The 24,617-nt window shown below is 33.8% G+C and carries 19 protein-coding genes; 5 read left to right on the top strand and 14 right to left on the bottom strand.

What is annotated here, in order from left to right:
• Positions 1–351 precede the first annotated feature (351 nt).
• Positions 352–1,221, bottom strand: a complete 870-nt coding sequence (locus P2W65_RS15075; RefSeq protein WP_289658668.1) for a helix-turn-helix domain-containing protein — start codon at positions 1,219–1,221, stop codon at positions 352–354.
• Between the two features lie 254 nt (positions 1,222–1,475).
• The gene (gene galA, locus P2W65_RS15070) at positions 1,476–4,292 is read right to left on the bottom strand and encodes a beta-galactosidase GalA (RefSeq protein ID WP_289658666.1); all 2,817 of its coding nucleotides are present in this window, start codon (positions 4,290–4,292) and stop codon (positions 1,476–1,478) included.
• A 212-nt stretch (positions 4,293–4,504) separates the two neighbouring features.
• Here galA and P2W65_RS15065 point away from each other — a divergent pair, with 212 nt between their 5' ends.
• Entirely contained in the window at positions 4,505–4,885 is a 381-nt protein-coding gene (locus P2W65_RS15065) for a hypothetical protein (protein ID WP_109192937.1), read from the top strand.
• Positions 4,886–4,953: 68 nt separating this feature from the next.
• On the opposite strand, the gene P2W65_RS15060 is transcribed toward P2W65_RS15065, so the two are convergent.
• Both P2W65_RS15060 and P2W65_RS15055 read right to left on the bottom strand, forming a co-directional pair.
• A complete protein-coding gene (locus tag P2W65_RS15060; protein ID WP_289658663.1) occupies positions 4,954–5,358 on the bottom strand; it encodes a lysozyme inhibitor LprI family protein in 405 nt (134 codons plus the stop codon).
• A gap of 62 nt (positions 5,359–5,420) precedes the next feature.
• Positions 5,421–5,909: a TlpA family protein disulfide reductase gene (locus P2W65_RS15055; RefSeq protein WP_289658661.1), complete on the bottom strand. Its 489-nt coding sequence runs from the start codon at positions 5,907–5,909 to the stop codon at positions 5,421–5,423.
• Between the two features lie 223 nt (positions 5,910–6,132).
• Between P2W65_RS15055 and P2W65_RS15050 the strand changes: the two genes are divergently transcribed.
• The 3 genes from P2W65_RS15050 (at position 6,133) to tyrS (ending at position 9,013) form a co-directional block, all read left to right on the top strand.
• Positions 6,133–6,435: an ArsR/SmtB family transcription factor gene (locus tag P2W65_RS15050; protein WP_091496855.1), complete on the top strand. Its 303-nt coding sequence runs from the start codon at positions 6,133–6,135 to the stop codon at positions 6,433–6,435.
• A gap of 7 nt (positions 6,436–6,442) precedes the next feature.
• Entirely contained in the window at positions 6,443–7,549 is a 1,107-nt protein-coding gene (locus P2W65_RS15045; RefSeq protein ID WP_289658657.1) for an NADH:flavin oxidoreductase, read from the top strand.
• A gap of 261 nt (positions 7,550–7,810) precedes the next feature.
• The gene (tyrS, locus tag P2W65_RS15040; protein ID WP_289658655.1) at positions 7,811–9,013 is read left to right on the top strand and encodes a tyrosine--tRNA ligase; all 1,203 of its coding nucleotides are present in this window, start codon (positions 7,811–7,813) and stop codon (positions 9,011–9,013) included.
• A gap of 96 nt (positions 9,014–9,109) precedes the next feature.
• Here tyrS and P2W65_RS15035 read toward each other — a convergent pair whose 3' ends face one another.
• The 7 genes from P2W65_RS15035 to P2W65_RS15005 all read right to left on the bottom strand — a co-directional run bounded on the left by P2W65_RS15035 (position 9,110) and on the right by P2W65_RS15005 (position 19,523).
• The gene (locus P2W65_RS15035) at positions 9,110–9,616 is read right to left on the bottom strand and encodes a hypothetical protein (protein WP_289658653.1); all 507 of its coding nucleotides are present in this window, start codon (positions 9,614–9,616) and stop codon (positions 9,110–9,112) included.
• 216 nt (positions 9,617–9,832) lie between these two features.
• On the bottom strand, positions 9,833–10,984 hold the full coding sequence (locus tag P2W65_RS15030; RefSeq protein ID WP_289658651.1) for an acyltransferase family protein: 1,152 nt from the start codon (positions 10,982–10,984) through the stop codon (positions 9,833–9,835).
• Between the two features lie 53 nt (positions 10,985–11,037).
• Entirely contained in the window at positions 11,038–11,685 is a 648-nt protein-coding gene (locus P2W65_RS15025) for a DUF1349 domain-containing protein (protein ID WP_289658649.1), read from the bottom strand.
• 140 nt (positions 11,686–11,825) lie between these two features.
• A complete protein-coding gene (locus P2W65_RS15020) occupies positions 11,826–14,042 on the bottom strand; it encodes a glycoside hydrolase family 3 C-terminal domain-containing protein (protein ID WP_289658647.1) in 2,217 nt (738 codons plus the stop codon).
• 207 nt (positions 14,043–14,249) lie between these two features.
• On the bottom strand, positions 14,250–15,896 hold the full coding sequence (gene susR / locus P2W65_RS15015; RefSeq protein WP_289658646.1) for a SusR family glycan utilization regulator: 1,647 nt from the start codon (positions 15,894–15,896) through the stop codon (positions 14,250–14,252).
• 228 nt (positions 15,897–16,124) lie between these two features.
• Entirely contained in the window at positions 16,125–18,383 is a 2,259-nt protein-coding gene (locus tag P2W65_RS15010) for an acyl-CoA dehydrogenase family protein (protein ID WP_289658643.1), read from the bottom strand.
• Between the two features lie 225 nt (positions 18,384–18,608).
• On the bottom strand, positions 18,609–19,523 hold the full coding sequence (locus P2W65_RS15005) for an EamA family transporter (protein ID WP_289658641.1): 915 nt from the start codon (positions 19,521–19,523) through the stop codon (positions 18,609–18,611).
• A 111-nt stretch (positions 19,524–19,634) separates the two neighbouring features.
• Between P2W65_RS15005 and P2W65_RS15000 the strand changes: the two genes are divergently transcribed.
• The gene (locus tag P2W65_RS15000) at positions 19,635–21,056 is read left to right on the top strand and encodes an aminotransferase-like domain-containing protein (protein WP_289658639.1); all 1,422 of its coding nucleotides are present in this window, start codon (positions 19,635–19,637) and stop codon (positions 21,054–21,056) included.
• Between the two features lie 313 nt (positions 21,057–21,369).
• Here the strand turns inward: P2W65_RS15000 and P2W65_RS14995 are convergent, their stop codons facing one another.
• From P2W65_RS14995 to P2W65_RS14985, 3 genes are all read right to left on the bottom strand, one after another.
• Positions 21,370–22,317, bottom strand: coding sequence for a bestrophin family protein (locus P2W65_RS14995; protein ID WP_353511542.1), 948 nt, complete (start codon positions 22,315–22,317; stop codon positions 21,370–21,372).
• Positions 22,318–22,428: 111 nt separating this feature from the next.
• A complete protein-coding gene (locus P2W65_RS14990) occupies positions 22,429–23,151 on the bottom strand; it encodes a hypothetical protein (RefSeq protein WP_289658635.1) in 723 nt (240 codons plus the stop codon).
• Between the two features lie 83 nt (positions 23,152–23,234).
• Positions 23,235–24,617: a HAMP domain-containing sensor histidine kinase gene (locus P2W65_RS14985; RefSeq protein ID WP_289658633.1), complete on the bottom strand. Its 1,383-nt coding sequence runs from the start codon at positions 24,615–24,617 to the stop codon at positions 23,235–23,237.

The following is a 24,617-nucleotide window of genomic DNA, read 5'->3' as shown; positions in this document are numbered from 1 at the left end:
CATTACCAAAACGTTAAGAATAACCCGTTATTCTTTTTTGTATAATGTATAAATTCACTGTTTGGTTAATTTCCCTTCCAGCTGGTGTAAAATATTCTAAAAGCTGAATCTCGCTTTAGAAAATAGAGTTGTTAATTCATTTCAGAGTTTTTCATAATTTTTTTCGGTTTTAGGAATTATCAGAATCGGGAAACTAAATTGGAGAAAGCTAGAAGACGCTTTATGAAGTAGTTATTTAGTCCGTTAAAAGCTGATAAATGATTAATACTGTAATTTCAGAGGCAAAATTAGGCTAACAATGCTTCTGAAAAATAACAATATTCAAACAAAAAATTATGAAATTGAAACAATTTACATACGAAGTGATTTTGGAACCGTTCCTGTAAGCCTTTTAAAATAATTATTAAAATAACTCGGATATTCAAATCCTAGAGAATAACCAATGTCAGAAATACTCCAATCGGTATGCTGTAATAATGCTTTGGCTTCGTTAATAATTCGGTCTGTAATGTGAGCCGTTGTTGGTCTTCCGGTAATTTCTTTTACAGAACGGTTCAAATGATTGACATGAACCGCTAGACTTTGCGCATAATCCTGCGGTGTCTTTAATGTTAATGGCTCATTTTTGGTTTCTATCGGAAATTGTCTTTCTAACAATTCTAGGAATAGAGATGTAATCCTAGAAGAGGCATTTTTATGTTTGAAGAAATTCTCCGAAGGCTGCATCTTCATTGATTCATGAATAATCAAGTTGACATAACTGCGCATCAAATCGTCTTTAAAAACATAATCGGTTTCATATTCCTGAATCATTTTCTGGAATAATGAATCTATAAAAACCTTTTGTTCAGCATTTAAAGAAAAAATTGGCGTACCTCCTATTTTAAATAAAGGTGATTCCTGCAAAGTTTCAGAACGGTCTTTTGCTTTCAGAAATTCTTCTGTAAAGACACAGGCATAACCTTCATAATTCTCTGAAAGCGTTTCCCAAGAATAAGGAATAATCGGATTACCAAAAAACAAAATGCTTCCGTCGGTCTCGATACCACGGTCAGCGTATTGTATAAGGCTTTTACTAGTGTTGATACAGATTTTATAAAAGTCTCTTCGACTGTAAACTGGAACTTTACTAAAATCCCCATTTATAGGATACACTTTAAATCCCTTCATTTTTAAATCTGAAGTAAAATCGCAATTCTGAGTTTCTGTCTGATTATTCATTTTGCAAAGTTATGAAAATCAAACAATATTATTTTGGTTTATTTTTGTTTCAGGTTTTAAGTTTCAGGTTTAACCGCAAGGAGCGCTAAGATTTACGCAAAGCACGCAAAAAAAGAACAATAGAATCTCGCAAAGTCGCTAAGACGCAGAGTTTTCCAATTTCTTTGCGTCTTAGCGACTTTGCGAGATCATTTTCTTCTATAAAAAAAACTTGCGAACCTTGCGTAAATCTTAGCGCTCCTTGCGGTTAAAAATTAATTCTTCAAGCTTCCGGTTCTTAATCCTTTCGCGGAAGCGGATAAAATAACTTCTTTGGCATTATCTTCTTTTTGGATAATGATTTGTGCATAACCGTTAAAAAGTTTTCTTTTCCAAGATTCTGCTGGTGTTATGACCTGAATAATTCCCGGATCAGTATTCATTACATCCCAGTCTTTTACTTTTTGCAAAGGTGTTACTGCGATATAAATAGTATTTTTTCCTTCTTTTAAAATCGCTGTATTAAAAGTATATTTTTGAGCATCTTCTTTACTTGGTTCAACTTTATTTCCGTTTACAAAAACAACTGTTTCTACTCCTATTTTTTTGTAGAAGAAATTCACTGCATTTTTAGCCGAATTGCTTTTCAATTCAAATTCTCCTTTATAAATATAACTCGGTGCTTGTTTTTTATAATCACGGTCTTTAAAAGCAGTTATCCAATCTTTTTCTGGATAATTTGATAATTGCTGAGGCAAAACAGCAGTTGTTCCTTTTTGTTCCTGAAAGTTAGTTATAGCAACCAAAGCTAGGTCATCTATAAACTGATCGTTTTCTAATGAAGTTGGATCGCCATTTCCTACGCCTAAAATTTTACCGCCTTTTATTGAAAATTCAATTTCATCATTTGCTGTGGGAACAGGCAAGCCATTTTTATCTGTAACTTCAACCGTAACTACAGAAACATTTCCTTTTGCAACATTTTCTTTATCTAATGACAACTTGATATTTTCGGCCTTTCCTGTAGTTTTCTGAATTTCAGTCAGTACTTTTTTACCATTTTTATACCCTACTGCTTCCAAAGTTCCCGGTGTGTAATTTACTTTCCATTCTAAATGTCCATTTTGCTCCATTTTCTTTTTGCCTAAGCTTTTCTTGTTTAGAAAAAGTTCTACTTCATCGCAATTTGAATAAGCCCAGACATCAATTGCTGCGCCTTCCATTCCACTCCAGTTCCAATGCGGTAATAGGTGTAAAACAGGTTCCTTTCCCCACCAAGATTTCAGATAGAAAACATTGTCTTTCGGAAAGCCACAGACATCCATCATTCCGAAATAGGAAGTTACTGATGGCCAGCCGTAAGGTGTTGGTTCTCCTCGATAATCAAAACCTGTCCAGATAAACATCCCTGCTAAATATGGTCTTTCCGCATAAAATTTCCAGCCTTCTTCTATACTATAAAAAGTCGGTCTTGGCTTTTTGTCATAGGCACTTTGGTAATGTTTAGTATCATCTGTAAAATAAATTCCTCGGGTTGCAAACGTAGAACCTTCCTCCGTTCCCAGTCCGGGCTGATTTTTAAACTGATTTCTATGTGCATCAATATCTCCGTTTCCAAGATAATTATAACCCATAATTTCAACTACAGACGAAATCCCACTTTTAAATCCACTGCTAATTCCAACTGTTACTGGTCTTGTCGGATCGATACTTTTGGCAAAATTCTGCATTACATTAGTGACTCTTTCACCTACAATACCTCCTTCAATATTCCATTCTTCATTTCCAACCGACCAGCAGAAAATACTGGGATGATTTCGGTCACGTTCCATCATTCGCTGTAAATCATTTAAATGATAATCGTTAATTCCCATTAAACGAGTTTCATCAATCACCAGCATTCCTAATTCATCACAAGCTTTTAATAGCTCAGGAGTCGGCGGATGATGCGAACAACGATACGCATTTGAACCCATTTCTTTGAGCTTTTTAATTCTATAATACTGAATTTCATCTGGCAACGCCGTACCAATTCCTGCATGATCCTGATGATTGTTGGTTCCTTTTAATTTGAGAGATTTTCCATTAATAAAAAAACCATTTTCAGGATCAAATGCAATAGTTCTAATTCCAAAAGTAGTTTCATAACTATCAATTAGTTTTTCATTTTGCTTGATTTGAGTTACTAAACGATATAAATTCGGCGAATCAATATCCCATAATTTAGGATTCTCAACATAGAATTTTGAATGATGTGTAATTGTTTTATAAAACTCCGGCGCTAAAAGACTTTCTGAAAAAGCTGCAATCTGTTTCTTTTCATTATCAAAAATAGTCTGAACAATTTCAATCGAACCTTTATAATTTCCTTTATTTTCTATTGAAACAGCTACAATAACATCAGCATCGTTATTTTTAAACTCTGAAGTCACATAAGTTCCATTTGCCTTAATATGAACTGGATTTGTTTTCTGTAAATACACATGTCTGTAAATCCCTGCTCCTTCATAAAACCAGCCTTCTTCCATAGATGCATCGGCGCGCACAACAATAGTGTTTTCTCCACCATAATTCACATAAGCCGTTACATCGTATTCAAAACCGTTGTAACCACTTTGTTCTGTTCCAAGATAAAATCCGTTAAAAAATACTTTCGAATTTCTAAAAACACCGTCAAATTTGATGGATATAATTTTACCCAAATCACTTTCTGGAATAGTGATTTTCTTTCTGTACCAGCCAATGCTTTTTTCAGGATAATTTTTACCTGCTGCTTTAAATCCGTGGCTGAAACTGCCGCTTTCGCTAAAAGGCTGTTCAACTGCCCAATCGTGAGGAAGACTAAGTTTTCTCCAAGCACGATCGTCAAAATCTTTTGCTGCAGGCCCGTCTCCAAAACCTGTTTTAGTTAAGTATGAAAAATAGCCTGTAGCATGTCCAAAATCTTTTTGTGTATCATATAAATGTCCAAACGAAAATCGCCAGTCTTTATCAATTAAAATTAGTTCTCTATCCGATTTTTGAGCCGAAACCCAGAAAGAGAATAACAGAAAAAAAGAAAGCAAAGATTTTGAAACAAAAGTGGTTTTCATAAAGGTGGTTGTTAGTAAATCAAATAGCGATAAAAATAAGGTTTTTAGCATAAACGCATTAATAGTATTTTATCAAAAGCTGATAACTCATTCATATTAATGCTTGTAAACAGGCTTTCAAAATTTAGAATGAATCTAATGGCTTAAGATTCAAGAATAATTTTCTTTTGATGTAACTTTATCTTAAAATCATAAAAAAAGCAAGAATTATTATGAGTACTATTATAAATGAAAATAGACTCCACAGTAAATTTAAAACCCTGGATCATAAGATTAGCGAGCTTAATGATCAAAAAATTGTTGCTTTTTTTGAATCTTTAGGATTAACAGAGAGAAGTGATGTTGCAAAGGATTTCCTGAAATGGGAAAATATTCTGATAGTCGTTCCAAACCGACATGTATCTCATGAATTGAAATATTATAAATATGCGATTTCCAGAATTTCATTTCTAACAAATCCTTACGCTGATCAGATTCATATTTTTGATCTTAAAGAGTGGAAAAGTGCATCGGGAAACAAAACTCAATTTCAGATTAGAGAAATGCTGAAAACAAGTTTTGGCGGGGTTAAAAAACCAATCAAAGAGTCTTAAAAAGAGAAAAGCCCAATTGAAATCAATTGGGCTTTTTATTTTAACTTTTGAATTTGAGATTACAAAATCTAATTTCTCTTAATCAGTTCTTTTACTCGTCCGAAAACAAAATTGGCTTTTTCATCAAAAACGACCATTTCAAAATCTCGAGTTCCCTCAATAAAATGACCTTCTTTCTTGGTGTCAGCATAAACTTTTTCGAAATACAAATCACGTTTTTTAAGCCATTCCAACTGTTCTTTTTTCAATTTTGACTGTTCTTTCGAACTTATTTTCTCTTTCAGATTTTTATAAACAACATTTAGTAAACTGTCCGATTGATTGTAATAATTTATAGAACAACCGCTCATATTATTTCCCCTATCCAAACATTTCTGATAATTGGATTTCATTTTTGAAACTGTTTCCAACGTCTGTGAATTGGATTTAAACGAAATCAAAGCGAAGAGTACTAAAAGCGTCTTTTTAATCATAATCTTACTATTTAATTATTGTTATTCCTAAATGATACATAATTCTGTAAATCAATAAATATTTATTCTAAAATACTTCTCACCATATCTTCAAGGCCTTTTCCGTGAACGTTTTTAGCTAAAATAATTCCATTCTTATCCACTAGAAAATTCAAAGGAACAGATTGAAGCCTATAATCTCCAACAACCGGAGACTGCCAATATTTTAAATCACTTACATTTGTCCAAGGTAATTTTCCTTTTGCAATTGCAGCTGTCCATAAAGCTTTTTTTGTATCCATCGAAACACTATAAATTGATAACTTATCTGGATATGCGTTGTGTAATTTTAACAATGACGGCTGTTCTTTAATGCAGGGTCCGCACCAAGAAGCCCAAAAATCAATTAATACTAAAGAACCTCTTAAAGAAGAGAGTGCTATATTTTCTCCTTTTGCATCTGGAAGATCAATTTCTGGCGCAATGTCTCCAACATCAGCACCTACAACCTGGGCTTTTGAATTGGTTATTACACAGCATAAGAATGTAAAAATGAGTAAAGTTTTTTTCATGATTTAAGTTTAATTTGATTTGAGGGCAATAAAATTTTGCTATAACCACATTGTTTGTCATTTCAGAAATAACATAAAATGAGAATAGAATACAAAAACAAATATAAATTTTCTTTACTAAAATTCTAAAGCATCTCAGCATTTTATCCTTCCTCAATCATAAAATTATGCTAAATAAATTTCTCTTAATTGATATATCGGGAAAAGTCGATATATTTGTACCATGGAAACGATAGAAATTTTTAAAGCTTTATCTAACAAGTCCAGGCTACAAATGCTGGAATGGTTAAAAGAACCGGAAATTAACTTTCCGGGCCAGCTGGAACATGCCGGATTTGAACACGGAGTATGTGTGGGTCAGATTCAGGCTAAGGCTGGTTTAACACAATCGACAGTTTCAGAATATCTGTCTATTTTACAACGTGCTGGTTTTATCGAAGCCAAACGTGTGGGACAATGGACTTACTATAAACGCAACGAAGGTGCCTTTGAAGCACTTAGTAAATTAATTCAATCTAATTTGTAAAATTACTATGAGTACAAACAACCTTTTTTCTCCGTTTAACTTAAAAACGTTAAACCTGAAAAACAGAATCGTAATGGCGCCAATGACGCGCTCTTTTTCTCCAAACGGAGTTCCAACTGACGAAGTAGCCGCTTACTACCAAAAAAGAGCGGAAGGCGAAGTTGGTTTGATTTTATCTGAAGGAACTGTAATTGACAGACCTTCTTCTTCTAACGATGCTAATGTTCCTCATTTTTATGGCGATTTAGCCTTAAACGGATGGAAAAAAGTAATTGATGAAGTTCACGCTGCCGGTGGACAAATGGGGCCACAGATCTGGCACATGGGAATTATGGACAATCATCATTCAGGATGGGTTCCGCCAGTTCCTTTCGAAGGTCCGTCGGGATTGAATCGTCCTGATTTTAGAAATGGTGTAGCAATGACTGAAAAAGATATCGAAGATACCATCCTTGCTTTTGGTAAAGCTGCAGCTGATGCTAAAAGATTAGGTTTTGATACAATCGAAATTCACGGAGCACACGGATATTTAATCGATCAATTCTTTAGAGCTGAAACTAATTTACGTGAAGATATTTATGGAGGAAAAACTCTTCCGGAACGTAATCGCTTTGCTATTGAAGTAATCAAAGAAATTAGAAAGCAAGTTGGAAATGATTTTGCCGTTATTATGCGTTTTTCTCAATTCAAACCTTCTGATTACAATTATAAACTGGCTAAAAATCCACAGGAATTAGAAGCTTGGCTTACTCCTCTTGTAGATGCTGGAGTTGATATTATACACGCTTCTCAACGCAGATTCTGGGAACCAGAATTTGAAGGATCTGATTTAAACTTTGCAGGCTGGGCTAAAAAAGTAACGGGAGCACCAACTATTACGGTAGGTTCTGTCGGACTTTCTGGTGATTTCTTCGGTGCATTTGCAGGAGAAAGCTCTCAGCCGACTTCTTTGGAAGAATTAAACAGACGTTTCGACAGAGGCGATTTTGATTTAGTTGCCGTTGGAAGACCGCTTTTATCTGATCCGAATTGGGTGGCTAAAATCAAAGCAGGGAAAACTGATGAGTTAAAAGGTTTTAGCAAAGAAGCTTTAGGACAATTGGTTTTAGAATAAATTTCAAGATGCTAAGTAGCTAAGATTCTTAGCCGCTAAGTTTTTTTGAATACCATAATTAAAAATTTTATCTTTGCAGTCATGAAATTCTTGAACAGCATATTACGTCTTCCATTTTTCAGCACTTATTATTATGCAATAATATCTGCTCGGATAGGCTATGCATATAATTCAACGTATTCTCAACTGTAAATAAACAGATAAATTATATAAACCTTAAAGCCCGGGCATTTTGTCCGGGCTTTTTTATTTTCAAAAAAAATGGAAACAATTCAAAAACTTAAAGAAAATGTCGCCATCTTCCTGCCTGAAAATGGTTTGGAAGAAAAGCTAAATCAAGCTGCAAAAGAAAACAGAAAACTAATTATTAAACTAGGATTTGACCCCACAGCGCCTGATCTACATTTAGGACATGCTGTTGTCTTGAAAAAGCTAAAACAATTTCAGGATTTGGGGCATCAAATTGTGATTTTAGTGGGAAGTTTTACAGCCAGAATTGGCGATCCGACAGGAAAAAACAAAAGTAGAAAACCATTAACTGCTGAAGAAGTACGTCATAATGCTGAAACTTACATCGCACAATTATCCAAAATTATTGATGTTGAAAAAGCACAAATCGTTTTTAATTCTGATTGGCTTGATGCGCTTTCTTTTTCTGAAGTAATTCAGATTATGTCAAACGTGACTGTTGCCCAGCTTATGCAACGAAATGATTTCAACAAACGTTTTACGGAGAATTCCCCAATTGCAATGCACGAATTGGTGTACCCAATATTACAAGGTTTTGATTCGGTTAAAATTAATGCTGATATCGAAATGGGCGGCACCGATCAGCTTTTTAATTGTACCATGGGAAGACAATTACAGGAAACCTTTAAAATGTCCGGCCAAATTGTGATGTGTATGCCTTTATTAAGAGGATTGGATGGAAAAGAAAAAATGAGTAAATCTTTGAGCAATATTATTGGTTTAACGGATGAACCAAATGAAATGTTTGGCAAAACGATGTCAATTCCAGATGATCTTATTTTGGAATTTCTAGATTTGACAACCGATTTTTCATTTAAAGAGAAACTGGAAATCAAAAAAAGATTGGAACTTGAAAACCCCATGAATATTAAAAAGTTAATTGCAAAAAACATCATCAAACAATACCATAATCAAAATAGCGCTGAGGAAGCTGAAAGATTCTTTGTCAATCAATTTCAAAATAAAAATCAAGAAGCAAAATCATTCGTTTCGGTTATGATATCTTCTTTAGAAAACGAATCCAATCAAATCACCCTGATTGATCTTTGTTCTTTAATTAAAAATGACATCACAAAATCAGCAAACAGAAGATTGATTGAAAGTGGCGCTGTTCAGATTAATCAGGAGAAGATTCTAAATCCATACGAGTTGGTTCCGCTAATCAAAGAGACCAAAATTAAAATTGGGAAAAGGAATTTTTATGAGTTACTCTAGGTTAAGGTGCAAAGCGGCAAAGTAACAGAGAAACAAAGGTTTTACTTTGGTTACGAAAAAGCAAAGGGATAAAACTTACTCGTTTATCCCTTTTGTTTATAAATCATCATCGTCATCATCCGAATTAAAAAAATCGTTTGGATTAAATGGAATATCCTCATCTGGATCTTTATCATGCGCATTTACACCAGGCGGATTAAATAATCCCCAACTGTCTTTTATATAATTCCAAACATCAAAACCTGCCACCCAATCAATAAACAAGAAGCGGAATTCTTCAATTGTATTTCGTAAGAGATAAATATAATCAGTATCTGTAATTCCATCCTCATAACGAAGACTTCCTGCCTGTACATATAATTCTCTCGCAGCTTTTCTAATAATTGCAGCATTTTCCATTCTAAGATCATACAAATCACCAGCTTCTGCTCCAGCAATTTTAGCGGGAATAATCATAGCATTTTCTAACATAAATCGAACCGTAGTTTCTTGGAGGAATTCATTCTCAGCTGGAATAATGTGAACCAAACCTTCTGTTAATTTCAAAATCTGCTCTGCCTTTTGAAAAATTGGCATTTTGTGCGTTTCATCTAATCTTGCCATATCTTATTTACATTTTGTGGTTTCAATTTAGACGCACTACGGTGCGTCTCTACAGTTTAAAACATCATTTAATCTGTGACTGATATTCATTAAACTTAATCATTTTCATTTTATTATCTAAAAAACAAAGGGATGAAATTTAAAATTTCACCCCTCCCTGAATATCTATAACTAACAAAATTAAGAAATTCAATATCTTGAAAGCTTCTAAGAAACTTAGTTGCTTAGAACCTCAGAACCTTTTTTTCTTTGAAACTTATTTACAAGCCATTTTCTAACTGGTTCATCATATAATTTTAAACATACGAAAGCCAATACGATACTAACAATTAAAACTCCAATTCCTTCTAAATATCCATCTGCCATTGAAACTTTATTGTCCACAACCCAAGCGGTAAACCAATAAATTAATGGATAATGAGTGATATAAATTGGATACGAAATATCTCCTAAAGCTTTACAGATTTTTAGAGAAACTTCATTCTTAATTTCTCCTCCTGCACCAATAGCAACAATAAGTGGAAACATAAAAATAATACAGAATGATTCGTACAAACCGTTCATCCAAAGGCTGTTTTCATCTCCAAATCTCGGAAGCGCTAAAACAATAGTAATTAAAATACTGCAAATCCAAAAAGCATTTTTTAAGTGAATCAGCTTTCCTAAACGGCATAATAAAACACCAGCAAAAAAAGGATATAACAAACGCGTAAAACCAACATTGAGCTGTTCTAAATTCAGCGACCAACCACCGATTACATCTCCTTTTGTTCCAAAAACAGTATAATTGATTAATAGTCCAGCAAATATCAGTACGAAAACCGACATGACTTTATTCGAAAATTTACGAAAGATTAAGGCGTACAAGATATTAGCAATATATTCGAAGAAAAGTGACCATGCCGGGCCATTTAAAGGATGCATTTCTCCCCAGCCTCTAATTTCTAATGAAGGCGGAATTGGCAATAAAGTAAAACCGATTACCATAGTCAAAATAACTTTCCACACTTCCATTCCTCCAATCATTGGAAACAAAATATCAGATGCTTGAAAATAGTAAAATATAGCCCCTATAATCATTCCCATAATGACCATTGGCTGTAAACGAATCAAACGACGTTTGTAAAATTCCCATTGCCCCATTTTCCCCCAGCGATCGTCATACGCATAAGCGACAACAAATCCTGATAAAAGAAAAAAGAAATCAACGGCTAAATAGCCATGATTGATAATTTGTTTGAAACGGTTTCCTCCAGCAAAAGCTTCAAAAATATGAAAAGCAACTACTAAAATAGCTGCAACACCACGCAGACCATCTAAAATTTCATAGTGTTTTTTTGGTGTAATATCAGATGAAATTGAACTCATTTATATTTAGTTTTGGTTAAGTTTTTAGTATAGTGTAAGATTTTGGAATTTATTTATTGATGATTTTTAAGCCATTCGGATCTTCTCTGATCAGGAAGGTGCTTTACAGAGAAATTTTCGAATTTAGCTTCAAATCCTTTTCCGTCAGGAGAAGCAGCCATCAAACCAACCATAACTGGGGTATTGTCTTGCAAAGGCGCATTTCTAGTCATGATATAGTTTTTATCATCAAAAGAATAAAATACCTCAACGGCATCTAATCTTCGTACGGCTTTAATCCAGATAAAAGGCGGCGCTTTTTCTAAAGTGGTTACACTCCAATCGCTTTTGTCGTGCGTAACAACAGTGCTGACGTTGAATTTTCCGTCAACAAATTCAACACCTGTTTTAATATAGTTTTTTTCGTCGATGCGAATCATCAAACCCATTTGGTCGAAACGTGCAATATAATTTCCTGTCAATTTTACTTTAGCTTCAAATTCACCTCCATACGTTGCATAATAAAACGGTGCGTCGTCAACCGTAAATCCGTAATGCGAAATACGCCAGTAATCACTATTTGCCGTAACATTCATGATTAAAGCATTGTTTTTAATTTCCCATTTTTCAGGTTCATTAAACCACTGCATTTTACTAAGAGTTTGTGCTGAAATATTTTGGCACAAAACCAAACCAATTGTAAAAAATAATATTCGTTTCATTTTATTTGATTCTTAATTTATCAAAAGTAAAACTTCTAACATTTTACTCCTAACCTTTAACTTTTTTAAGACAAAAGCAAAGCTGCAAATTTTTACACTTGCAGCTTTACAAACCAACCAATTTTTAGAAATAAAAACTCTTATTTAAGTGAGAATCCCACTTTAGATTTTATATCTGTTGATGAAGCACCAATAACTGCTTCGAAATCACCAGGTTCTGCAACCCAGTCATGTTTTTTATCGTCAAAGAAACTTAAAGCTGTTTTGTCGATTGTAAAAGTTACTGTTTTTTCTTCTCCAGCTTTAAGCGATACTTTTTCAAAGCCTTTTAATTCTTTTACCGGACGTGGTAAAGAAGATTTAGAATCTGTAATGTACAATTGAACTACCTCTGCTCCTTCTCTGCTTCCAGTGTTTTTAACGTTTACAGAAAATGTGATTTTGTCCCCTGCATTAATTTGTTTTTTATCAGCAGTTACTTTTCCGTAAGCAAAAGTCGTATAACTCAAACCATGTCCAAAAGAGAATAAAGGTTTAATATTGTTTTTATCAACCCAACGGTAACCTACAAAAATTCCTTCATTGTATTTTACTTCATCTCCACCTGGGAATTCTCCTAAAGCATGCGCACCGTTATCAGCCAATTTTACTGGGAAAGTGAAAGATAATTTTCCAGACGGATTCACATCTCCAACCAAAACATTTGCCAAAGCATTACCAGCCTCAGTTCCTAAAAACCATCCTTGAACAACTCCTGGAACCTCTTTGATCCAAGGCATTGCTACAGCGTTTCCTGAAATATTTACGAAAACAATGTTTTTGTTTACGGTCGCTAATTCGCTGATTAATTTATCCTGACCATAAGGCAATTCTAATTGTTTACGGTCGTGTCCTTCATCATCTTGATTTGGGCTTTTGTTCAAACCTCCAATAAAAAGAACAATATCAGCATCTTTAGCTACTTTTAATGCCTCTGCAGTTAATTCTGCCTGAGGACGTTTTTCTTCTAAACTAACTTTAGCTACAACACCATTGTAATTGCTTGTTGGATCTCCAACATAACCTCTGGCATACACAATTTCAGCCTGATTTCCAATTCTTTTCTTTAATCCCTCAAGCGGTGTGATTTCATATCTTGCTTTAAGTGAAGAACTTCCTCCACCTACAGTCATCATTTTGATTGCATTTTCTCCAATTACCGCAATCTTCTTCGTTTTAGAAAGATTGATTGGCAATACATTGTTTTTGTTTTGAAGCAATACGATTCCTTCCTCTGCAATTTTACGACCAGCCAAAGCATGTTCTTCTGTTCCAAAAGATCCAAACGGACGATTTCTATCCATAGTGGTCAAGAAAGACAAACGTAAAATACGACGCACTTTCTCATCTAATTCTTTTGTTCCAACTTCTCCTTTTCTGATCATTTCAGAATATGGTTTTGCTAAATAATAGTTGTCATAAGCGTTGCTTGTTCCCCAAGAAAGCCCGTTTGTCCAAGAACCAAATTCCATATCCAATCCATTGTGGATAGCTTGTTTAGTATCGTTAACACCGCCCCAATCTGAAACTACAACACCTTTGAAGCCCCATTCTCCACGAAGAATATCATTCAACAAATATTCATTGTGGCAACATTGCTGTCCTTTATATTTATTGTAAGACCCCATAATTGACCAAACATCACCCTCTTGAACCGCCGCTTTAAAAGCAGGAAGATAGATTTCATATAATGCACGATCATCAACAATTACGTTAACCGAATTACGATTTGTTTCTTGATTGTTTAAAGCGAAATGTTTTACGCAGGCTGCAACTCCGTTTGACTGAACTCCTTTAATGTAAGGAACTACCATTTTAGAGGCTAAAAATGGATCTTCTCCCATATATTCGAAGTTACGTCCGTTTAATGGACTTCTGTAAATATTAACTCCTGGCCCTAATAATACATTTTTATTACGGAAACGTGCTTCTTCTCCAATTGATTTACCATACAAAGAAGCCAATTCTTTATTCCATGTTGACGAAAGTGCTGTAAGCGCTGGAAAAGCAATACAAGAATCGTTTGTCCATCCCGCCTGATCCCATTCATCCCATTTTACCTCTGTACGAATTCCGTGCGGCCCATCGGTCATCCAGTTTTCTGGAATTCCAAGACGTTTTACACCTGGAGAACTAAATTTTGACTGCGCGTGGATCATTGCAATCTTTTCTTCGGTTGTCATTCGCTTAAGCGCATCTTCTACCCTTTCATCAATTGGCTTTTTATCGTCCAGATAAACTGGAACTTTGTTTTGGGCATTCATTCCCAAAGAACTTAGTAAAAGTAAAACAACAACTGTTTTAACGTTTTTAAACATAATAATATTTATTAAAGCATTAGGTTATATAGTATAATAGTGGTTTCTTTTGAAAAGAACTTTTATCATATTGTAAAACTAAAACGTTATCGTACACGATACATTTTTAGATAGAAAAAAGTAGCAAGTAAAAAAATTAAAATACTGATTTACAACATTTTAAATAAAATAAACAATAAAAAAAAGTAGTAGATTTAAAATAAATCTTTATACTTTCAAAGCCATTGAACCGATTTTCATAACCATTTCTTCGAAATCATTTCGGGAAACTACAGCCTTATTTCGAGCTCTGGTTCTATAGTTGTAAATTGTGCTTAGAGAGTAACGCAAAAATGCGGCGATTTTGACACTGTCAGTAATTCCAAGTCTGATTAAGGCAAAGATTCGAAGTTCTGTATTGAGCAGTTCATTTTGTTTGAGAACAATCTGCTCTTCTGGAATTAATAAGGTATTAAAATCTTTAACGAATGTTGGATATAAGTTTAAAAAGATAATATCAAAGTTCTTGTACAATTCTTCCAACTCATTATCAACCAAAGTAGTTGATTTTAAGATTTTATAAATTTCATCAAACTGTTTTGCGGTTGCTTTTTTGTTTAGAATAATGCGGTAGTTCTCTAATTTATTGATGTAAGTGGAACATAAACTGAAAAAATGTGCGATATATTCTTCCTTAACTAAATTAGATTCAGACAATTGCAGGTTACTTTGCTGTAACTGATTGTTGGTTTCGGTAATATCTTTATTCAATTCAGCCAGTTTCTGACTAGTTTCATATAATTCTGTTCGAATTCTCGAAACCTTTTTCATCTGTTTATAGACATAAATAATAGCAACTAATAAGAATAATGAAAGCAGACTGATACAAAGCAGATAAATCTGCAACTCGCTTTTTCGCTGTTTTTCACGCTCTAAATAAACTGTGTTGATAATGGAATAAACTTCTGACATCAACAGCGTTCTAAACTGAACATTACAATAAAGCGCATCTTCAATAGCCGATTGCGTCAATTTATAAGCCATATCGACATCTCCGATTTCATAAAAAACCAACGCTAATTCTTGTAACGAAGCATTATCTTTATTAGCATTTTTAATATCTGATGTAGCAGAAAGTGCGTAGTATTTTTTTCTATCTTCTAACTGATGTCTGGCTTCAGCTATTTTACCCAATAAATAGGTAATCATAGCGTAGTTTGGACTTTCTTCTTTTGTTTTGCTCAATAAAGAAAGCAGCTGTTTTTCTGGTTCATTGTATTTTCTATGAATAAAAATATCCTGCTGGATTCTATTGATTTTATATTCTAAAGTATTCGGATTCAAAATACTCAATAATGAATCGCGATATTTTCCAATTTGTTTTCTGTATTCCCTATTATCACTGTTGGCAGCATAATGCTCAAAAAATTCACGGTACGAGATATAGTAATTCGGCAACAACGCAGCTGGAAGCGCTTTTTTGTTGATACCTTTTAAAATAGCTTCAGATTCCCGATATTTTCCAGATGAAGAATAGAGTGTTACCAATTGCAACTGTGCCAAATTCAAAAGTTCTTTGTTTTGAAGTGCTTCAGCAATTTTTATATTCTTCTTTACATATTGAATAGCTGAATCTGAGTTTAACTTTTGATATTCTAAATACAGCGTTTTATTAAAATTATACTCCTGTTCTTTGGTAAGATTATCCGATTTTATTTTCTTGAAATTGAGAATTCTTTCCTCCTTTATTTTCACATAATGCTGCTTGTTTTTTATTGCCTCATTTAATTGTTTTAAAATAGCATCTGAACCTTCCAATGCGAAGACTGGAAAGCTTACAATAAAAAGAAACAGAAATAAGTAATAATTTTTCAAGCTGATTTAATATAAAGGAATTACAAATATAACAAAGCGAAAATATAAAAACTGATTTTTTTGATTAGGGTAATAATGTACTTAAAAGGAGGGTGTTTTTTATTTTGATATAAAAAAATACAACACAAAAACACTATGAGTGATAAATTAAATTATTTCATGATAACAAAAAAAAAGCTTTGTCAAAGTTTAAAACTTTGACAAAGCTCTCTTTCAAAATTATAATATTTAAACTGCAATCGGCGCTGCTAAACAACTTTCGGGAATATCAAATGCGTTAACCAATGCCACTGCATCCGGACGAATATCCCAGCAAAGCTGATTTACTATTTTACGAACCGCTTTTGTTTTGACTGCTTCCATATAGCCGTCTTCCAAATACCAAGCTTTATTTTTTTCTATCTGCGAAAGCGCATACAATTGACACTGCTTCGTTAAAATCGCTTTTGACTCTGGATCTTCTATTGCATTGATTGCAATTTGAAATTGTTCTAAAACTATTCTTTCCAAATAAGCTTGAGCCACATCAATCATTTGATGCTGCACAACGTTAAAAGCATCATAGGCTTCTAAACCGCCATCAACCAATTTTTTAATACGTCTTGCTGCAGATGCCAAAATTGTTTTTTCTCTGTGAACAAAAGCTTGTAAATGAAATTCGCTGTCTAATAAATGTTCATCATCTGTTCTTCGGGTTGCAATTGGATTTTTTTCTGTGATTGCCGTTTTAGCATTTTCATAAACATAACTAATAATGCCAAGCGATCCCATTTCTCCAAATGATTTTCTGAATTCTGAAAGACGGTTTTTAGCCACCAATTGCATTAAAACCGTATTATCTCCTTCAAAAGTGGTGTAAATCTCCGTATCGTTTTTCAAGGCATCTATTCGGTTCTCAGACAAATAACCTTTTCCTCCACAGGCTTCACGACATTCCTGTAAAATATCTCTTGTACTCCAAGTTGAATAGGATTTCATTCCAGCAGCAAGCGCTTCGATTTCCTGCATCTCTGTTTCCGTTCTATTTAAAAATCTATTCGTCAAATACTGAAGTGCAAAATGAACTGCGTAAGTTTTAGCTAAATGAGGCAATAGACGTCGTTGATGCATTCTGTAATTTAAAATTGGAACCTCAGATCCACCTTCTGGCCCAAATTGTCTTCTTTGATCGCTGTAGCGAATGGCAATCGTCAGTCCTGATTTCGCTGCCGCTAAAGCCGAACGTGGAATCCCGATTCTTCCTCCTACTAAAGTTCCTAACATGGTAAAAAATCTTCTGTTATCACTCGGAATCGGACTTTCGAATTCTCCTTTTTCGTTTACAGAAGCAAAACGATCGAGCATATCGTCCTTTGGAATTATAACATTATCAAAACTGATGGTTCCGTTATCCACTCCATTTAATCCCATTTTATGGCCACAATCTCCAATTGTTACACCGTTTACCACATTTCCGTCTGGATCACGTAATGGCACAACAAATGCATTTACGCCATAATCATGTCCGTCTATAATTAGTTTTGCAAATACAGTTGCTTTTTGTCCGTGAACTGCAGCATTCCCAATATATTCTTTTTGGGCATTTTTATTGGGTGTATGAATCGTAAAAGTCTGATCATTATAATTGTACGTTGCTGTAGTTTCTAAACCTTTTACATTCGATCCATGATGTGTTTCGGTCATGGCAAAACAGCCTGGAAGTTTCAACGTTCCAATATCTTTTAAATATTTAGCATAATGCTTTTCAGTTCCTAATGACTGTACGCTCATTCCCCACAATCCAAACTGAACACCAAATTTAATTACCAAACTTAAATCGTGGTAACTCAGCGTTTCCATAATCGCAAAATAATCGGCTATATTTTCCCCTCCTCCATATTGCTTTGGATATGCCATATTTCCAAGATTTTCATCGGCTAAAATTTTACACCATTTGTAAACGGTTTGCCTGAAAACATTAATATCTGTTGAAGTTTCATAAGCAAATTCGGGTCTGGAAATTACTGATTTAACTTTTTCGATTATTGCCGCTTCTTTTCCGTTTAAGATTTTGGTAATTTTCTGAATATCAAAAGTGGCATTGGTATGTGAATCTGCTGTAAAAGAACCTGCTTTGGTTTTGAAGTTTTGAAGTGCTTCTTCTCCTAAAATTCCTAAATCATTTTCTAATTTTTTAAAATCGGATTCGATAGGCGATAAATCCAATTCATTTGCTGATAGTGCTTTTGCAATATCAAAAATAGATTTGATAGAAGAAGTATCCTGAATGCTTTTTTCAATATCCGATTTCCATTGTGTGAGTTCATTTCGCGAAGGCGGATTTGAAATATCCACTTTAGATAATAAATATCCTTTTTCCTCTTCCGATAAAACAGTCAGCGAATTAATAAACTCTTTTAGTGTCGAGAATTCTTTCTGCGTCAGTAAATCATCTGACCACACTAAATAAAATAACGGAGTAAAGGCTTGAAGTTTGGTATTTTTCATATCAATATATTAGGATTCGGTTTGAATTAGTTTTTTTAGCCACAAATTCACGAATTATTATTTTTTTGAGTAAAATGAAAAATTCGTGAATTCGTGGCTGTTTCTTTTTATTACGCATTATTGCATAAAAAAACAGGAATGAAAAATAATCATTCCTGTTTAAACATCCTGTTAAGATTCTTGTAATTTTCGATTTTAAACCAATAAAAAATATGAAAACTAAGATTATGAACCTTTGGATATTGCGGTCATTTTTTGCTTTATCGCAAAAATATGATGTGAATTAAAAACTAACACTGCTATAAAAATGATTCCATAAGCTGTAATCTGCAGCGTCGTAATATTTTCTTTGAAGAAAAAGGCTGCTAATCCAAATGCAATCATTGGATTGATGTTTAAAAGCATTCCTACTGTCGAAGAATTGATTCCTGAAAGTGCATATAAATTTAAAAACAACGGAATTATCGTAAACATAATTGCAATGGTCTCAATACAGAGATAAAACTTAAATTCCGTTGGTACCGGTCCCCCAAAAACCGGATAAAAAGGTAATAATACTAATCCTGCCAAAGCAATATGAAAAGTTAGTACAATAAATTTATCAAAACCTTTATTGGCACGCTGACTCACTAAATAAGCAGCATAAGTTAATCCGATAATAATGCTGAAAACCATATCCATAATAGCGGCATAAGACAATAACATACAGCCAGAAATACTTAATCCAACAGAAATCCATTGTGTTTTGGACAATTTTTCTCTTAATATGAAATAGGCCAATAAAGTGGTCAAAATCGGGCAAACTAAATAAGCCAGAGAAGTTGCTTTAACACTCACATGATTCATCACATAAATATAAGTAAACCAGTTTCCCATTAAAAAAGCGCTTCCGCCAATATTCAGTAAAACCGATTTTCTTTTTTCAGCTTTTGGTAAAGCTTTAAAAATTTCTATAGTCTCTTTTATTTTTTTTCTTTTAAATAAAACAGCAATCAAAAGCATTAAAATACTACAGCTGAAAACACGATAAAACAAAATATCCAATGACGGATATTCATGAATTGGTCTTAAAACCAAACTGAAAAGTCCCCAAGTTGTAAAGGCAATAATAGCCGCTAGATAATACTTTGTTGTTTTCACAAAAACGCTGTTTTGAATTGTTTTCTTTTGATGACGCAAATTTCTAAAAAATAAAACAGCAATACAGATACAGTTTTTGTAAATTGCACCATAACAGTTTTATTTTTTCTGATGAAAAACTCCAATTACCTATATCTTCAATTTGCAGACCGTATCGAAAAACAGATTAAATCTGGTCTTTTAAACGTTGGCGACAAACTGCCTTCCATTAGAGAAGTCTGCGCCGAAACGGGTTACAGCATGAGTACAGTAAGTAAAGCGTATTATGAAGTTGAAAGCCGTTCTCTGATTGAATCTCGTCCGCAATCCGGTTATTATGTGAGTAATATTTCGGCACGAACAATTCCAGAGCCATCTGCAAGCACGCCAATTTTAACACTTGAAAACATAGAACGTGAAGATTTAGTCGATTTGGTTTATGACGATATGCGTAAAAAAGACTTGACAATGCTTTCGCTTGGTTTTCCGTCGAATGAATTACTGCCAATTGCAAAACTGAATAAAGGAATGGTTCAGGCAATGCGTCAGCTTCCAAACAGTGGAACGAGTTATGAAGAAATTCAGGGAAATAGTAATCTACGTAAAGAAATTGCCCGCTGGTCGTTTACTTGGGGCGGTTCTTTGACAGAAGATGATATTATTACAACTCCCGGCTGTATCTCTGCAATTTCAGACTGTTTATTGACTTTGACAAAACCTGGAGATACCATTATTACTGAAAGTCCGGTTTATTTTGGAATTTTACAATTGGCTAGATCTTTAGGTTTATATGTTATGGAGCTTCCAACCAATATGACAACTGGAATCGAATTGGAAGCTGTAAAAAAAACATTATCTTCTAACAAAGTAAAAGCTTGTGTTTTAATGAGTAATTTCAGCAATCCATCAGGAAGTATGATGCCTAACGAACATAAAAAAGAAATTGTTCGTTTAATGGATTTTTATAATGTTCCCTTAATTGAAGATGATATTCATGGCGATTTATACTTTGGCACCAGCCGTCCAACTAATTGTAAAACCTATGACGAAAGTGGCATTGTATTGTGCTGCAGTTCGGTTTCTAAATCTTTGGCGCCGGGTTATCGTGCGGGATGGGTTTCTCCTGGAAAGTTCAAAAAAGAAATTCTACGAACTAAACTATATCATACTATTTCCAATACCACAATTACACATGAAGTCGTAGGGGATTTTTTAAAAAATGGTCGTTATGAGAATCATCTGCGTAAAATTCGCCAGATTTTAAATCGAAACTGCACCAATTATATCAATACTGTTTTAGAATCTTTTCCGGCGGGAACAAAAGTAAGTCAGCCTCAGGGCGGTTTTTTTCTTTGGGTTGAAATGGATAAAAAAATAGATACTGCTGCCTTTTATCATTTGGCTTTAAAACACAATATCAGCATTGCACCAGGAAGGATTTTTTCGCTTCAAGATCAATTTTCCAATTGTATGCGATTGAGTTTTGGATTGCCTTGGTCGAATGAATTGAGAACTGCTATTCAGACTTTAGGAAGGTTGGCGAAACAATTGTAATTTCGTTTTGACATAGCCCGCGGATTCAACCGTGAGGACGTATATAAGGTTTTTATATCGATTGCGTTCCAGTGGTTGAAATGTTTATGAATTTCGAAATAAAAAAATCAAACGCTTAACACCATCAAATGAACATAGCCCACGGTTTCAAACGTGAGGACGTATAGAAGATTTTTATATTGATTGCGTTCCAGTGGTTGAAACCACTGGCTATATTTAAAATGCTTGTGAATTTAGCAATCAAACAAAAAAACTGGACAGCGCAACTACACACTGTCCAGCCAACAATTAAAAGAAGACCAAAATTAAATAGTTATAAGACAAAGTAAGCGTCTTTTTCGACTTTCTTAGGTTCATCTACTAAGTGAAATTCATTCAGAATATCAAATTCGCTTTGATATTCGTTTAGCATTTGTTTAATATTTTTTTCAATAGTATTTGCAATAGCCGTAACAGGTGTATCGGTTGCTCTGTTTTCGAATGGATCTTGCAAATGAATTGCCATTCTTTCGATCAAAAAGAAAGCGGCACCAATTGCTGTAATTAAAGGAATCGCGAACCAGCTTAACACACTTGTTAGACCAAAAGGCAATAATAAAATGAACAGACACAACGTTAATCTGATATACATACTGTAAGTTGTTGGAAAAATGGTGTTTTTAATTCTTTCGCATTTTCCCATTTCATCACAAAGCCTAGACAATGTATTATCAATTTCAACCTGTTGATACCTATTGATTTTCTTTTCGTTTTTTGCATTTCGCAAATCTCTTGCGTGCAGCATCAAAATAGCATTTGGAACGTTTTGATGATTTTTGATGTATTTAATTTCTTCATCACTCATCAAACCTTCAAGCGGTTTTACGGCATCTCTATTTCTAAGAGATTCTCCTAAACTATAACACCAAGCAATCTGTCTTTTGGCAAAATTCTCTTTGAATTCACTGGCTTCAACAGAAAAATCGGGATCTTTATAAAACGTTAAAACCTGACGGATTAAAGTTCTAGAATCGTTTACAACAGCTCCCCAGACAATTCTGGCTTCCCACCATCTGTCATAAGCCTGATTGGACTTAAACGCTAATAATAAGGAAATAATGGTTCCAATCATAGTCGGAATTGCGATCGGAATATCTACGGGAAGGTTTATAAAATAGTGATGAAATATTTCAAATAGTACGGTATAAGCCAATACTAAAGCAATTTCTACTTTAATTTTCCCGAGAACGTACTTCATTGGTATTCTTTTCCTTAATAACATATTTTCGGTTTTAAATTAATATTGTAGCTGTTTAGTTCTTAGTGCCTAGTTATTTGTCTTTATACTTAATTAATATTCACTAAGGACTAAGAACTGGGTACTAAGAATTTACTAAACTATCTCTTCGTACAACGAGAGAACCGGAAGTCCCAATTTCTCATTGACATTTTCCTTTTTTACTTTTTTAAATTTGATTTTTTCGCCTTTTCGTGTTTCTACCAGCATATCAATATTGTGCTTTGAAATGGCTTCTGATAAAAATGGAGCTACATTCTCGTAGTTATGTTCAAAATTGGCTGTCTGGCTCACAATTTCAAAAGAGAAATTCTCACTCAAATATTGCTGTACATCTTTTACATGAATATTGGCCGTTGAATTTTCTACATAAAGTGCTTTACTGAAAACCTCTTTGTTGATTTCTGTGCTTAAATGCAGAATTGGACATTTTTGATTTCCTGCCAACTGCACAAAATATTGATGGATTTTTTTGGTTTCCTGCTTATAGGAATGTGTAAGGATAACGAGCTTTACAGAAAAAGCTTCTATAAGGCGTTTTAAAATAGGTGCCGAAAGTCCGTATTGATTGTGAACTTTCAATTTTGCATTTGGATTATGGTCGATAATGTATCTGCAGGTTTCCAAAACCTCTTCCTGACTTTTAGTAAGTCCCGATCTCATTTCTCGCAAAAAACTGGAAGATGAAAAGGTATCTGGCGCTTCTGAAACTAATACTAATATAATTTCTGATTCAGTATCTTTCGACTGATTCACCGCAGATTTAACAGCCGAAATTGTATCATCTTTTAAAGTCGTAGGTATAAGAAAATTTTTCATAAGTATAATCGTTTAGTTTATACTTACAAATTAACTATCAATGAATTAGACTCTTCTTAAGCTAAAATTAGAATTTCCTAAGATTAAACATTAGATTTTTTAATGTTTCTTTTTTTGAAGATAATCGTTACGATTGTACCCTTGTTTTGTTCGGATTGAACCTGTAATTCCCCTTCGTGCATTCTGATAATTTTTGAAGCCAGAGGAAGCCCTAAACCATAACCTATATATCTGGTTGCTATTTTTCCTCTAAAGAAAGGTTCATACAAATGAGGAATATCTTCAGGCGGAATTCCGATACCAATATCGTTTATCGTAATTTTGATCATTTCATCATTTGCTGAAAGATTTACGAACACTTCATTGTTATCTGAATATTTTACTCCGTTTGTAATGATATTATTAATCGCTAATTCTAGTAAAGGTTTGTTGCATGGAAGTAAGAGTAAATTAGAGTCTTTAGGAGCGATATTAATGATAATACTTACACGATTGTCCGGATAAATTTTGTCTAAATCCGATTTTACATCCAATAACAATTCGTCTATTCTCGCAACATCCGAAACTTGTTTTTGTCCGTCGTAACCTGTTTGCGTTAACTTTAAAAGGCTTTCTGTTAAATTTCCTAAACGAGAAGCCTGACTGTATATATTTTCTAATGATTCAACATATTCTTCTACTGCACGTTCTTTTAGAAGCATAATTTCTGCTTCGGCAATAATAGTTGTTATTGGCGTTTTCAGCTCGTGAGAAGCATTATTAATAAAGTTGGCCTGAATTTCGAAAGAAGTTTCCAGTCGATCCAACATATTATTAAACGTATTGGTCAAATCCGATATTTCATCAGAATTTTTAACTTCGGGCAAACGATTGTGAAGGTTTGAAGCACTAATTCTTTTTACTTCTTTTGTAATGCGGGCAACAGGATTAATAACACGTTTTGCTAGAAAACGCCCTAAAAGGAAAGCCAGAATCACAAAACCGATGCCTCCAAAAAGCATGATTTTGACAATATAAACCGTTGTGTCTTTTCCTTTTCGGTCTCTAGCTCCTACAATAACAATATATCTTTGTCCGTTTTCCTGAAAAATCTGACCTAGGTAATATTTATTATCTTTTTCGTAAGAATCTTTTCCTGTACTTAAAATGTTGGTGTAAAAAGTATTCGGAAGATTTAGATTTGTATTATAATCAAAAGAATTATGACTGTTGATTTTTAATACATACTCTTCTTCTTCAATTAATTCTTCGAGACCATTTTTTTGAAGATTTTTATAGTATTTTATTTTCTCAGGATCTTTTTGAAAATGAATAGACGCTACAATTTTCGACCTATCATCTAAACGCTTTAAAAAGTGGTATCTGTTATTTTCCCTAAACAAGAAAAACACAATAATGCACAATAATGACGTACTAAAGGTAGAAAGGGCAACGTAGTTAAAAGTAATTTTTTTTCTAATATCCAT

It is taken from the genome of Flavobacterium panacagri (genome assembly GCF_030378165.1).
GTDB lineage: Bacteria > Bacteroidota > Bacteroidia > Flavobacteriales > Flavobacteriaceae > Flavobacterium > Flavobacterium panacagri.
The sequence above is the reverse complement of the archived record's forward strand: the minus strand, read 5'-3'. Positions and strand labels throughout refer to the sequence as shown.